The following is a 14345-nucleotide window of genomic DNA, read 5'->3' on the forward strand; positions in this document are numbered from 1 at the left end:
AAGTACTGTTTTACTCTGTTCTTCGGTCTCGAAGATACTAATATCCTCCTCAATGTATGGCCGGACATCCGAGTGCTCAGGCAAGCATCATCTGTCGAAGTTTCTTTCATAGATTTGGAATAACATTCAAATAAGCCGGACATCCGTTTGGATGTTAGCTTGGGAGATACAAATCGTTGCTGACCGAGGGAACTTCTTCTGATATACCCCCGTTATTCAATCGCTCCGACATCGGCTAAGGTAACCCGTACGTCGTAATGAATCTCCGCTTCTTTGAATGCGTCTTCCCAATGCTCCTGTACCTTTGAGAAAGCTGTGTATTCATAGGCTCTTGCATAGTCGCCGATCCCGATCGGATCAAGCTTATTCTTCTGGAGCTTCTTCAATAACGCTTCCAGTTGCTTACGCACTTCATCGCCACAAGCAAGCTCGAAAGTTTGATAAGCGTCAGGAGCTGATCGTATGTGGGAAAGAAAAATAGCATACTCACAACGATCAACGCGATAACTGCCCTTAGAGTCGGCCGATGATCCTGTTTCCTGATGATCCAGGTAAAGGAGAAGGCCATCATGAACAAGGTCGGTATCCAGGACATCGAGAAAATGAATGTGTAGAAGGCGATGAATAAACCTTCAACCTGTTCGATGAAGGACAGCTCGATCGACTTGAGTACGTAGATGGTTGGCTGGTGAATTTTCATGCTTTCATCCGGGCTAAGAGAGACGAAGCAGACAAGTGTAATAAACAAATAGGCCAACATTGTTAAGCCATTTGAGATTAGAATTGCGGCAGACGCCTGCTTTTTATTTTTCAAGAACGGATACAGGATAATAGAACTTACGAATCCTATGTAACCGAAGAAGGTGCTCGGCACGGCGGATAAGACCGGCTGCCATCCGTCCTTCAGTATGGGAAGTAGAAAGAGCGGATGCATATTCTTGTACGTGTAGATGTATATGAATGGAATATACAGTGAAATGAAAACGACGAATTCCGCATACCGGCCGATAATGCGAAGTCCGCTGCGGGCAATAGTATAGGTTGGTATCATAAGCATCACTAGTATTAGAATGGCCGGCGTCTCGATAAGCAGCCGGCCTTTAATCAACCGCACCGTATAGACGATTCCAACATAAGAGAACAGCAAAAAATAGATGGTAAAGATAGCCGCAACGGTTATTCCGGCCCATCTTCCAACATAATGCGTCAGTAAGTCGAACAAGGTGCCGTCGGGATACCTCTTCATGAGCTGAATGATGATCACGCTTGCGAGCATGGTGACGAGACCGCCGATTAAGATAGGGATCCATCCATCGGTACCGGCTTTGTTCGCCATAATGGTCGGAATATCAATAAAAGCGAAGCTGACCGCCATGCCGCTGTTGAACATGATATATTGCATCATCGTAATCTCGTTCAGCTTATATTTTTTCACGATCCCTCACCTTTGTGTTTATTATCGCCTTGTCGAATGGATTGTAAGGCTTTCGTGCTTACCGGTCGTTTTATCATCTTCCACAGCGGAGCTCGAACGAAGGTGTCCTTCCAATCAGACCAGCGCATTGGTGCAAATGGGCTGCCGAACGGCGTGCCGAGCGATTCGAGTGAGATCAAGTGTCCGGTAAGCGTCATTAGTCCGACGACGATGCCGAACAAACCGAAGAACGAAGCGGCGATCATCATTAGAAATCGGATTATCCTTACGCCTGCGACAAAATCGTAGTTGGGGAGAATAAATGAGGCGATTGCCGTAAACGATACGACAATTACCATAATGTTGCTGATCAGACCTGCTTGGACGATCGCTTGGCCAATGACGATGCCGCCAACGATGCCGACGGTTTGACCAACGGGAGCGGGCAGACGGACACCGGCCTCACGCATCATCTCCAGTGTGATCTCCATAAAGATCGCCTCAATAAATGGAGAGAACGGCACGCTGCCCCTGTATTCGCCGATCGTAAGCAGCAGCTTGACCGGAATAAGCTCGAAATTGTAAGAGCTGACTGCGATATAGAACGCCGGTAAGCAGATGGCCACAAAAAAAGCAAAGAAGCGGAGCATGCGGATAAAGGTAGCAATCGACCAGCGTGTGCTGTAGTCATCAACCGATTGAAAGAACGAAACAAAGGTAGCGGGTCCCACGATGACGCTAGGCGAGCGGTCGACAAGGACGACGATTCTCCCTTGAACGAGTTGGGATGCCGCCGTATCCGGACGCTCGGTCAAGAGCAGTTGCGGGAAAGGCGAATATGGATTATCCTCGATTAGCTCCGCCAGCTCTCCTGTATTGATGATGACATCGACATCGAGATGCCTGATACGATCCTCCAGTTCCTTGAGCACCTCAGGGTTGGTAACATCTGCAATATAGATTATACTAACCCGGGTATCCCCCCTGCGGCCAACTTGATGCTCGCGGATTTTGAGCTCCTGATGCGGGAGATATCGACGCAAGAGCGCAATATTCTGCCCACTGGACTCGATGAACCCTTGATGAGCGCCCTTGAGCGAGGTTTCTAGCTGAGGATCCTCGATTGCACGCTGAGGCCATCCTTCCGTCCCCAATAATATCGCATCTGTTCTTCCATCGATGAATAAAACGCTGCTTCCTTTCAGAATCGCGTTTGTGATCGGTCCCCATTCCCGAAGCCTGCCGACTCGCCCGACGGTGACGGAGGCAGATTCGATGCTGCCAATGCCGCCTGCAATCGGCTTGATGACGTTATTGTTAATGGCGTTCTTGTCGGATAACCCTTCCAAGTAGACAAGTGCCGCCTGTTCTCCCGTATCGGGCAGTACGAGCGTGCGAATGATCATATCTGGCGTATCTGTAAACAAGTCGCCAAGCTTATGAAGATTATGTTCCAGACTGAGCGAGATTGGTTCGGAACGGGCAGATGGTGGCAAAGGATGATCTGGCTTTGATTTGGTTGTGTGCGAATATTTCTTCCGTCCAAGCCAAGAAAATAAATTCATGCTACTCACCCCATGACTAAATAGTTTCCACAATTTGTCGTTTGTATGCGCACGTTAGGAATCAACGGATTTCTTCATAAAATGGCAAATACGACATATATATTGAAATTTCGTCATGCAGGGGGGGGGGGATTGTGAATGTGCGTCCATATTAGAGGCTGCTCTCCTCGATGATACTTATATTTACGTAGGCGATTACACAATGTTCGGGTCCAATTGACTGCAGCAACAGCGGGGGCACCCAATCTTGCCTGAGCTTCGCTTACAAGGTTATCGATTTAATATGCCTATTACGATCGGGAAGTTTCGTTACAACCGCGGCTGATCATACGAAACAAAAGCGCCCAACCTTGCAGCATTGCAAGATTGGGCGCTTTTGTTTGTTGTGGTCCGTATGATGTTCAGGCTGCCTTTTTTTGTCTAAACCATTTGCCGCTTATTTACCCGATATTCCCTTGGTGTTAATCCATAATGCTCTTTAAACAAATCATAAAAGACATTAATGTTTGAGAACCCGACCTCTTGCGCAAGCCTTGCAATGGGGATATTTGTGTTTTCGAGGATGGAGCAAGCGCGACTGAGCTTTACCTCTTGAACAATTTTGATAAAAGTGACACCAAGATGTGTTTTGAGCAGGCGGCTTAAATAATTGGGATGAAATCCGAAATGTTTGGCGGCGCTCGTTAGTGTAACTTCTATATAGTTTTGTTCGATATACAGCAGAACATCCGTTATTTGAACCTTTTGGATGCCGGAAGATCGACTTATTTCGGATGAGTTTTTGTATAGACGAAGCAGTTCAGCGAACAGAATCACGAGGTAGCTCGTAATGATTTCCTCCGAACATAAGCCAGGATCGAAATATTCGGCAAGAATTTCGTTCATGATGTGCTTGATTTTCTGGTTGTCGCCAGAAGGGAAAACGAAATACTGGTTGCTGGCTTTCTTCTTGTAGAAGGTAGCCGTAATAAATTCTGAAATCAAATCGTTACCCGACAAACGTTTCAATAGATCAGCATCAAAATAATTTTTGCGGAAAAGACAGTTAATAATAATGTCCTGTTCACCCGCGGGATCAATGTAATGAGTGACGTCCGTGTCAAGAAGACAGAACTCGCCTTCCTTTAATATAACCTGCTTGCCGTTTATCTTCTGCGTGCAGCGACCGGCAAATACATAGTTCATTTCAAGAAAGTCATGTTTGTGTTCGGTTGTAATCATGTAGCGGGGATGCTTCATAAATGCGATTTTTTGATCAGATTTGAAAATTTCTTCTTCGAGCCTCGACAGCACGTAGGTATCTTCATTCGTCGAGAATAACCTTGGGACATGAGGGTCAATTAAGGCTTCTCGTTCTATATCACTGAGCTCAAACAACAGAGCCCTTAAGTCCATTTCCTCCATTTAGATGCCCCTTTTCTGATTATAAATCCTATTATGTCACAACGAATTAGGTTTGAAAACGATATAAAAACTTCAATGTTTCTGTTATTTCTACTAACGAAGATATGTATTAATATAACCGTATAAGCGCTTACATCAACTGATTATCGAACTGATTGAAATTGCTAAAATATTCATGCTCTTTTGAGGAGGAGACCTATGCATAATTCCGCATCAGTCACGAGTGTAACGACAAAGCGAGGCGACGCAACGCCTTTTGTTAGACTTATTACAGGGCTCGTATTCGGCAACTTTGGGGTGTACATGGCAACGATCGTACCAACTCTTATATTGCTGACATTCAAATTCATCGAGCTTACGCCACAAAATGTAACCGCTAACTTCAGTTTGTGTGCGGGAATCGGTTCCTTTGTTAGTATCGTCGCAAACTATGTGGGGGGATATATCAGCGATCGGACCCGATGGTCATTTGGCCGCAGACGCTCTTGGATTTTTATCGGCAACCTTGTAGGCGCAATCAGCATGGTTGGGATTGGCCTGGCAACTTCCGTTTGGGCTGTCTGCCTCTGCTGGAGCCTTGCGCTGACGTTCTATTACTTCGGTATTGCGGCTGTTGGCGCTTTAGTGCCGGACCAGGTTGAAGAATCGAAGCGTGGTACGGCATCAGGAATTCTCGGCATTTTTACCCCGGTAGCGATCATGATGGGCATGATGCTCATGACGGCAATCAACAATCTTCCACTTGCTATGAAATTTAACGTCTTAGCAGCAGTATCTGTTGTGACAGCAATTATTGCTTGCTGTTTAATTAAGGAATCGCCGCAGCAATATGGAGATCGTCGGAAGGAGAAATCCCAAAGCGCTTTCTTTCCAAGTCCTAAGAAATATCCTGCTTTCACCTGGGGCTTTGTGACACGCTTTCTAATTGGCGTAGCTTACTCGACGCAAACGTTCACCGCGCTATTCGTTATTCAGAAGTTCAATGTTCCACAAGAGCAGGTGACGGGAATCGTCTCACTTGTAACGCTCATTCAGACCGTATTTTTGGCATTGTCGGGTGTTCTAGGCGGCATGCTGTCGGACAAGCTGCGCAAGCAAAAACCGTTTGTGGCCGGCGCAGCGATTGTCGTTGCAATTGCAATATTCATCCTGGCACTAGCGCCAAGTTTGATCTATGTATACATTGCCAATGCGGTGCTGGGGCTTGGATACGGAGCGTACATCGCAGTTGATATCGCGCTAATTACGAGAATTTTACCAGACAAGAAGAATGCTGCTAAGGACTTTGGCATTATGAACATCGCGGGGAATTTGCCGTCGTCTATTGTGCCTACGTTCTCGAGCACATTGGTTGCGTTAGGCGGGTTTCCATTGTTCTTCGGTATCCTGGCAGTTGCTGGACTACTAAGTGCGGCCGCGGTTGCGCCAATACCTGAAATGTCGCCGGAACCAACGGATTAAGAATGGAGTGAGCAATGGATATGAATAAAGAAGAAATGATACCTGTAGATTTAACAGTCGAGTCCCTTCGCAATCCGATGGGGATCGGCGTTCTAAGACCCAAGCTTAGTTGGAAAATCCAATCATCCGCAAGAGGCATGCTGCAAGGGGCTTACCGGATTATCGTCGCAGGGAATGATTCGGATTTAAGTCTGGAGACGAATTTATTGTGGGACAGTGGCAAGGTGTTATCGGATCAATCGATTCATCTCGAGTACCAAGGTCGGTCCGTTATTTCTCGGGGGCGTTATGTGTGGAAGGTCATGGTTTGGAGCTCCACAGGCGAAGCTTCGGAATGGAGTCGTTCGGCTAGCTGGGAGATGGGATTGCTGCGGGAAGAAGACTGGAAGGCGAAATGGATTGAACCCGAACAAACACCGGTCACGCCAGAGGAAACCATTAATCTGTTTGTCATGTTCAGCGGCAAATATAATAACGATCCAGAGGTGACGGACAGACTTCATCCTTGTCAATTGCTGCGAAGGTCATTCCATGCAAACCAAGAGGTCGTTCGAGCGAGAATATATACGACGGCTCATGGCATTTATCATATGGAGCTTAATGGGAAGCGGGTTGGTGACCGTGAGTTTGCGCCAGAATTTACGAATTACCATAAATATTTGATGGTGCAGACCTATGATGTGACGGAGCTTCTGAATGCTGGTGACAATGCGATAGGAGTTGTTCTAGCGGATGGCTGGTATGCTGGTCGGGTCAGTTTAACCGGAAGCAGCTGTCAGTATGGAGACCGGCTTGGTTTGCTTACGCAGCTGGAGCTGGAATATGCAGACGGTTCAACGGAGATCATTTCTTCTGATCATACGTTTCGTTCAAGTAGGGGTCCTTGGATCTATTCGGATATATTCATCGGAGAAAAGTACGACGCTCGTCTCGAACAATTGGGCTTCAGCACGGCGGACTTTAATGATTCAGACTGGCTTCCGGTTCATGAAGCAAGCTACTCGCTTAACAATCTGATCGCTGACGCCGGAGAGCCCGTTCGTGCTGTAATGACGCTGGACGCACACAAAGTTCTCGTGACGCCGAATGGTGAAACAATCGTCGATTTCGGTCAGGTCATAGCCGGCAGAGTTCGTATGACTGTCTCTGGATCAGCTGGAACGGAGATCGTACTGGAACATAGTGAAACGCTCGACCAAGAGGGGAATTATTTATTTAACATTAACGGCCGGCATAAGCATCAAAAGGATATTTACGTGCTGCGTGGAGGCGAGGAGGAAACGTTCGAACCAAAGTTCACGTTCCACGGGTTCCGGTATGTAAAGGTTACAGGCTATCCTGGTGAATTAACTACGGATCGCTTCAAAGCGGTTGTCTTAGCATCGGACCTGCGTCAAACCGGACATTTTCATTGTTCCGATGAACGAATAAACCAGCTTCAGAACAATATCGTCTGGAGTCAGCGCGGTAATATGCTTTCGATTCCGACCGATTGCCCTCAACGTGAAAGACAAGGATATACGGGCGATTTTCAGGTGTTTGCCCCTACCGCTGCTTTGAATATGGGAATGCAGTCGATCATTTCTCGTTGGCTGGACAATTTGAGATTAGAGCAGCGAGAGGATGGGCAAGTGCCAAACACGGTACCATGGAACCGAAGTGATCGGGAACATGACGAGAGCTTGAATGTGTCTTCCGCCGGTTGGGGAGACGCTGCTGTCATTGTACCTTGGAGAATGTATGAGGCCTATGGGGACAAAAGTCTTCTTAAAGCTAGCTATTCGTCCATGGTGAAATGGGTCGAGTATGTTATTACAGCGTCAGCGGATAATATACCGAATCGTTTAAAGGATTGTGAGGATCCCGAGCGGCTCGAGAGACAGAAATATCTGTGGAATACAGGATTTCATTTTGGTGACTGGCTCACGCCAAGCCTAAGCATGAGTCTCGATGGCGAACGAGTCGATATGATGAAGAGTGCTTTCCAGACGAGTGAGCTTGTATCTACCTGCTTTTATGCATATAGTACCAGTCTTCTCGCGAAGACCGCAGAGATTCTAGGTTATGAGGAGGATGCCGTACGCTATCGGCAGCTAAGTGATCGTGTACGACAAGCTTTCGCGGAAGAATACTTGCATGAGGATGGTAGTCTAAAAGCACATTTACAAGGGATTTATGTACTTGCTTTACAGCATCAAATGATTCCCGATAATCAAAGAGAACGCTTGCTGGACCATCTTGTTGGATTGATTGAAGGTAATGGTTATCGACTGGATACAGGGTTTATGTCCATTCCGTTCTTAATGGATGTATTAAGCAATAATGGACGTGCGGATGTTGCCTACAAGCTGTTGTATCAAACACAATGTCCGTCGTGGTTGTATGAAATCGAGAAAGGTGCAACGACCATCTGGGAGGCATGGAATACGATTATGCCGAATGGCACCGTGCTGCCTGTATCACAAAACCACTATGCTTTTGGTTGCGTGGGCAACTGGCTTTATACGCACATTGCTGGAATTAAAGCAATAGAACCCGCTTACAAACATTTTATCATACACCCGCATCAAGACTGTGGGATGACTTGGGCAGAAGCTTATCACGAATGCATGTACGGAACGATCCTTTCGAGTTGGAGAAAAGAAGGGAATATAATGACCGTAGACGTGACAATTCCTGAGAACACGACAGCAGAGATTGTACTGTCAGGAGCAAGCATCGATCAAATCCAGGAATCAGGAGCAGCGCTCTCGGTTGTGCCGGAGCTTGCGGTTTCCTTACACCAGGGAGGATTGACCATTCAAGCGGGAAGCGGGAAATATCAATTTAAGTACTTCGTAAACTAGAAGCGAGAAATGTCCGCAAGCGGATATGGATGGGCAATAAAGATGAGCAGGACAAAACCGCTATTTGAATAGCGGTTTTTGTGTTGGATTTGGAATGATACGGCATTCCTTAACTGTACTGTGCTTGTAAAACAATCTATAATTAATACCAGCGAAAGCATGTACAATACCAATTGCCAGAGGGTTCTGAAGGATTAATGTTATGTAACATCCATCTGCGCTTTATGATGCGGTATAATAGGCAATGAGGTGAAGACATCATGCCAGAATTGCCAGAGGTAGAAACGGTCTGCCGAACATTGAATCAATTGGTCGCAGGCAAGAAAATCGCGAACGTTACGGTGAGCTTGCCGCGTATTATAAGACGTCCTGATGAGCCAGTCGAATTCGCCGGCGCACTTGCCGGTCAGACGATGCGCTCGGTTGAGCGTCGGGGCAAATTTATTCGGATCGTCTTGGACGATCTCATTCTCGTCTCTCATCTGCGGATGGAGGGACGGTATGGTTTGTATCAATCGGACGAGCCTGTCGAGAAGCATACGCATGTCATATTTCATTTTACCGATGGGACAGAGCTTCGATATAAAGATGTACGCCAGTTTGGCACAATGGACTTATTCGCGCCGGGAGAGGAATGGGTACTGCCTCCGCTGAATAAGCTTGGTTTAGAGCCATTGGATGAGACGTTCACGCTGCAAGCACTTCGTGAGGCGCTCGGCAAACGGTCGACGAAGATAAAGCCGCTGCTGCTGGATCAGGCGTATGTCGTTGGTCTAGGCAATATCTATGTCGATGAAGCGCTGTTCCAGGCGGGACTGCATCCCGAGCGGACAGCGGATTCACTTAAGGCTGCGGAGTGGGATCGATTGTATAATGCCATTCGCGATACACTCGGCAGAGCGGTCGAAGCGGGGGGTTCATCCATCAAGTCGTACGTGAACGGGCAAGGCGAGATGGGGATGTTCCAACACTCGCTGCTAGCTTATGGACGCGGCGGCGAGCCTTGCCGAACCTGTGGAACGACGATCGAGAAGTTTGTTCTTAGCGGTCGCGGCACGCATATTTGTCCGAAGTGTCAACCTAAGCCGCGCGGCGCTTCAGCGAAGATCGCCGGCCGGCAAGAGAGACCGAAGGGCAGTTCACCAAAAATTCATTAAGGATGTGCTGTCAGCCCAGACGGATTGCCACGGTTGGCACATGCGCGTAATCCCCGCATATGATGGTCTATCGACATAGGCGATTGTTCCACGCACAGCTGTTCGCATAGGCTTCAGCGTACGGAATGGAACGATCCTCTGCGGGGAGGGACAACGGTTGTTCGCGCATTTGGCATCACTGCTGCTACTGTCGTTCGCCGTCAGCCTTGACGGCTTCGGCGTTGGCGTAACGTATGGACTGCGGCGCATCCGAATTCCAATTATTTCTGTAGTCATCATTGCTTGCTGCTCCGGCATTGTGATCTGGTTGTCGATGGCAGTTGGCGGGTTTATTACGGACTATCTGTCACCTGTTGTTGCTCGTATCATTGGCGCATCCATTCTAATTGCAATTGGCTTGTGGGCATTGATGCAGCTGAAGCGCAATCGGGAGCGGGACCGTGCACAGGAAGAAGCCGAGAACGAGAATGACAAGGCAGTTGAAGCTGCGATGGTGTCTGTGGAATCTGAGTACGATGCAGCCAGCGGGAAAACGCTTGTAAGCTTGGAACTGAAGCAGCTGGGCATTGTCATTCAGATTTTGCGAAAGCCACAAGTTGCCGACGTCGATAAGTCAGGAAGCATCTCGGCATCGGAGGCATTGCTGCTAGGTGTTGCCTTGTCATTCGACGCATTCGGCGCAGGTCTCGGCGCGGCCATGATTGGCCTTCAGCCAACCATAACCGCGATTGCAATAGCGCTATCCAGTGCGGTGTTTCTAGTCGCAGGGATGCGGGTAGGATTCAAATATGCAGGCTGGCGGGGCATGCAAGCATTGTCCGCACTGCCTGGAATGATGCTCATTGTGATGGGAATTATAAAGCTGTTCTAGTGGTCATTGACGAGAGGGGTACAGGTATGAGAATCGGGTTAACCGGCGGCATCGCCTGCGGCAAGAGCACAGTATCTGCAATGCTCACTGAGCTTGGCGCACATGTAGTCGATGCCGACCGGGTGGCCAGAGAGGTGGTCCTTCCCGGGGAGCCGGCGCTGCAAGCGATTGTGGAGAAGTTCGGACAAGCTGTGCTCAGCGAGGATGGAACATTGAACCGGCCAGCGCTGGGCAGCATTGTGTTTGGACAAGCTGATCGACTGCGGGAGTTGGAGGCTATTACACACCCGGCGATTCGGAAGCGAATGCGTGCACAGATGGAGCAGGCTGAGAGCCTTGAAGCGGATCCCATCGTTGTGGCGGACATTCCGTTGTTATACGAGACCGAGCAGCAATCCTCCTATGAAGGCGTTATCGTCGTATACGTCCCGCATGAGGTGCAGCGTGACCGATTAATGAAACGGAATTCACTCGCGGTAGAAGAAGCAGAGCGGCGGATAGGGCTGCAGATGGATATCGAGCGCAAGCGCAGCATGGCCAACTGGGTCATTGATAACAGCGGGACGCTGGAAGAAACACGGAAGCAAGTGGAGCAGCTGTGGAATTCGCTTAGGAGAAAGTAAAAGGGGCTAAAGGTATGAGACGACGTCGGAAGCGAAAGCGACTGCTGCTGCTGCTCATTATTGGGTTCCTTGCATTCCTGTTCATCCGATCGGATTGGATAGGCAAATGGATGTATCCGATTCATTACCAAGCAGATATACGGGCCAGCGCGTTGAATTACGACCTGGATCCGCTGCTCATTGCAGCGATCATACGGGTAGAGACGAATTTTTCGACAGGTAAGGAATCCAAGAAGGGCGCGCTTGGCTTGATGCAAATCATGCCGGATACGGCCGATTGGGTCATAGAGAAGGCAGGATTCTCCAACGTATCAGAAGATATGCTGCGGCACCGCGCTGATGTAAGTATACAAATTGGATCGTGGTATTTGAGCAGCTTGCATAGACAGTTTGATGGCAACACAACGGTTGCGGTCGCAGCCTATAATGCGGGACCGGGTAATGTGAACAAGTGGTTAAACAACGGAACATGGGATGGTACGAAGGAAGCGGTGAGCGATATTCCTTACGGCGAGACGCGGCACTATGTACAACGGGTCTTTTATTATTATAATAAATATAAACAATTGTATCCGGAGTTCGCTGAACAGGAAGTCGGTTAGGTAGGCGGACGTACAAATGCAGCATTGTCGCTTAGAAGGCGTATTGTCGGGGTAAAATGCAATAAAGGCCTCGGACAAGCCCATCAAGACGTTATGCACGTCTTAATGGGCTGTCCCAAGCATATCTAGAAGATATTAGCGAGTCGTGCCTGCGAGCGATTGCTCAGCGATTTGCACGAGCTTACGCGTGATGCTGCCCCCGATGGAGCCTGCGTCTTTAGTCGTGAGGTTACCATAGTAGCCGTCTTGCGAAAGGGTAATACCCAATTCGGCTGCAACCTCATATTTCAGTTGGTCGAGTGCTGCAGAAGCTTGTGGCACAACCAGTTGGTTACTGTTACCTTGGCTCATTGTCGTTCACCTCCTTGCGGTTGGTAACTGTATTATGTGCGTTATTTCGAACTTCATTACAGGTAACGATTGGAATTGTAAAAAAATATTAAAGCGTCTTGGAGGATTCGCCAAATGAGATGTCCATATTGTGATTATGCCGGCTCCAAGGTGCTCGATTCGAGGCCGGCCAACGAGAACAAATCCATACGTCGCAGACGTGAGTGCGAGAAGTGCAGCCGCCGATTCACGACATTCGAGATGATTGAAGAAACACCGCTCATCGTCATCAAGAAGGACGGCAGCCGCGAAGAATTCAGCCGCGAGAAGCTGCTGCGCGGTTTGATCCGCGCCTGCGAGAAGCGTCCAGTCCCGGCCGAACGACTTGAAGTCGTCGTCTCCGAGGTCGAGAAGGAGCTCCGCACAACGGCCCATGCCGAGATCGAAAGCCGCATCATTGGCGAGCTTGTCATGGAACAGCTCTATCCCGTCGACGAAGTCGCTTACGTCCGCTTCGCGTCCGTTTACCGCCAGTTCAAGGACATCGACATGTTCATGAAGGAGCTTAATACGCTGTTGTCCAAGCACCCATTGTCGGGCGGCGCAGGTGCGATAGGCGGGTCGAAGGAGTAAGATGAAGGTCAGCGTTGGATTGATTTGCGCGATTCATGAAGAGTGATTGGAGATTGACGCTTTTCTAGGTTGCGTGCTAGAATTTACCTGCTGACAACATTTTGGCTGCGTGAGCAGCCCACGGGGCCTTAGCTCAGCTGGGAGAGCGATTCGCTGGCAGCGAATAGGTCAGGGGTTCGAGCCCCCTAGGCTCCACCAAGATAAACAATCGAACCACGTCCAACGGACGTGGTTTTTTGTTTATTGGTGGACTGCCTAGGGGTGAGAACCCCTAATGGGGTTCGCCCGCGCGGACGGAGTGGAGTGTATATGCTTCGAAGATAGATCATCAAACGGAGGAGCACGGCGTCTGAATCTACCGCTAAAGTCTGCGAAGGAGGGGCTTCGTCAGCCTACAATAAGGATTCATACATCCCCCTAGGCTCCACCAAACAACAAAAATGAAGCACGCCATTGATTGGCGTGCTTTTTTGTTGTTTGGTGGAGCCGATGAAGGGGGCAGACCGCGCGGACGGAGCGTAGCGGAGGAGCACGGCATCGAAATTTACCGCTGATCTTCTTCATTGAGTGCGCATCATGGAACAATAAATAAAAAAATTCGATACCCCGGGGTTCAGTCCGCGCGGAGGGAGTGGAGTGAGTAAGCTTCTAAGAGAAAACATCAAACGGACGAGCACGGCGTCTGAATCTACCGCTAAAGTCTGCGAAGGATAAGCTTCGACAGCCTACAATAAGGATTCATACATCCCATGATGGATCATCGAGCTGAACGAGATGAAGCCCCCTAGGCTCCACCAAGATAAACAATCGAACCACGTCCAACGGACGTGGTTTTTTGTTTATTGGTGGACTGCCTAGGGGTGAGAAACCCTAATGGGGTTCGTCCGCGCGGACGGAGCGGAGTGTATATGCTTCGAAGATAGATCATCAAACGGAGGCGCACGGCGTCTGAATCTACCGCTAAAGTCTGCGAAGGATGGGCTTCGTCAGCCTACAATAAGGATTGATACAACCCCCTAGGCTCCACCAAATACAAAATTAAACACGCCTAATTAAGGCGTGTTTTTTGTATTTGGTGGAGCCGTTAAAGGGGGCAGACCGCGCGGAAGGAGCGTAGCGGAGGAGCACGGCATCGAAATTTACCGCTGATCTTCTTCATTGAGTGCGCATCATGGAACAATAAATAAAAAATTTCGATACCCCGGGGTTCAGTCCGCGCGGAGGGAGTGGAGTGAGTAAGCTTCAAAGGGAAACAACGAACGGACGAGCACGGCGTCTGAATCTACTGCTAAAGTCTGCGAAGGATGGAATTCGTCAGTCTACAATAAGGATTCATACATCCCATGATGGATCATCGAACTGAGCGAGATGAAGCCCCCTAGGCTCCACCATAAAACAAAGATTTCTGGTTGGCATATTTTTATAGGTTTTTACGATGG

Annotated in this window: 12 protein-coding genes and 1 tRNA gene; 8 read left to right on the forward strand and 5 right to left on the reverse strand. The window is 48.7% G+C overall.

The genetic code is table 11. From position 1 onward, the window contains the following. Positions 1-212: 212 nt before the first annotated feature. The 4 genes from DFQ01_RS17465 to DFQ01_RS17480 form a co-directional block, all read right to left on the reverse strand. Positions 213-410: a Ger(x)C family spore germination C-terminal domain-containing protein gene (locus DFQ01_RS17465; protein WP_174812581.1), complete on the reverse strand. Its 198-nt coding sequence runs from the start codon at positions 408-410 to the stop codon at positions 213-215. After that, entirely contained in the window at positions 383-1435 is a 1053-nt protein-coding gene (locus DFQ01_RS17470) for a GerAB/ArcD/ProY family transporter (RefSeq protein ID WP_110045190.1), read from the reverse strand. The genes DFQ01_RS17465 and DFQ01_RS17470 overlap by 28 nt, the downstream gene beginning before the upstream one ends. Next, positions 1432-2979, reverse strand: coding sequence for a spore germination protein (locus DFQ01_RS17475; RefSeq protein WP_110045191.1), 1548 nt, complete (start codon positions 2977-2979; stop codon positions 1432-1434). Before DFQ01_RS17475 ends, DFQ01_RS17470 begins: the two co-directional genes overlap by 4 nt. A 420-nt stretch (positions 2980-3399) precedes the next feature. Next, positions 3400-4383: an AraC family transcriptional regulator gene (locus tag DFQ01_RS17480; protein ID WP_110045192.1), complete on the reverse strand. Its 984-nt coding sequence runs from the start codon at positions 4381-4383 to the stop codon at positions 3400-3402. Between the two features lie 198 nt (positions 4384-4581). Between DFQ01_RS17480 and DFQ01_RS17485 the strand changes: the two genes are divergently transcribed. The 6 genes from DFQ01_RS17485 (at position 4582) to DFQ01_RS17510 (ending at position 11943) form a co-directional block, all read left to right on the forward strand. Beyond that, on the forward strand, positions 4582-5844 hold the full coding sequence (locus tag DFQ01_RS17485) for an MFS transporter (RefSeq protein WP_110045193.1): 1263 nt from the start codon (positions 4582-4584) through the stop codon (positions 5842-5844). 14 nt (positions 5845-5858) lie between these two features. After that, complete coding sequence (locus tag DFQ01_RS17490; protein WP_110045194.1) at positions 5859-8690, forward strand: glycoside hydrolase family 78 protein; 2832 nt, start codon at positions 5859-5861, stop codon at positions 8688-8690. A 260-nt stretch (positions 8691-8950) separates the two neighbouring features. Continuing rightward, positions 8951-9847: a DNA-formamidopyrimidine glycosylase gene (gene mutM / locus DFQ01_RS17495; RefSeq protein WP_110045195.1), complete on the forward strand. Its 897-nt coding sequence runs from the start codon at positions 8951-8953 to the stop codon at positions 9845-9847. Positions 9848-10004: 157 nt separating this feature from the next. Then, positions 10005-10718, forward strand: coding sequence for an MntP/YtaF family protein (locus DFQ01_RS17500; protein ID WP_110045196.1), 714 nt, complete (start codon positions 10005-10007; stop codon positions 10716-10718). Between the two features lie 26 nt (positions 10719-10744). Continuing rightward, positions 10745-11341, forward strand: a complete 597-nt coding sequence (coaE, locus tag DFQ01_RS17505) for a dephospho-CoA kinase (RefSeq protein ID WP_110045197.1) — start codon at positions 10745-10747, stop codon at positions 11339-11341. Positions 11342-11355: 14 nt separating this feature from the next. Beyond that, positions 11356-11943 (forward strand): lytic transglycosylase domain-containing protein, encoded by a 588-nt coding sequence (locus DFQ01_RS17510; RefSeq protein WP_110045198.1) that lies wholly within the window; start codon positions 11356-11358, stop codon positions 11941-11943. Positions 11944-12078: 135 nt separating this feature from the next. On the opposite strand, the gene DFQ01_RS17515 is transcribed toward DFQ01_RS17510, so the two are convergent. After that, positions 12079-12294: an alpha/beta-type small acid-soluble spore protein gene (locus tag DFQ01_RS17515; protein WP_110045199.1), complete on the reverse strand. Its 216-nt coding sequence runs from the start codon at positions 12292-12294 to the stop codon at positions 12079-12081. A gap of 114 nt (positions 12295-12408) precedes the next feature. Between DFQ01_RS17515 and nrdR the strand changes: the two genes are divergently transcribed. Together nrdR and DFQ01_RS17525 are read left to right on the forward strand one after the other, a co-directional pair. Then, the gene (nrdR, locus tag DFQ01_RS17520; protein ID WP_110045200.1) at positions 12409-12906 is read left to right on the forward strand and encodes a transcriptional regulator NrdR; all 498 of its coding nucleotides are present in this window, start codon (positions 12409-12411) and stop codon (positions 12904-12906) included. A gap of 122 nt (positions 12907-13028) precedes the next feature. After that, positions 13029-13104 (forward strand) — tRNA-Ala (locus tag DFQ01_RS17525). Positions 13105-14345 lie beyond the last annotated feature (1241 nt).

The sequence above is a fragment of the Paenibacillus cellulosilyticus genome (assembly GCF_003182255.1).
Taxonomy (GTDB): Bacteria; Bacillota; Bacilli; order Paenibacillales; family Paenibacillaceae; genus Paenibacillus_T; species Paenibacillus_T cellulosilyticus.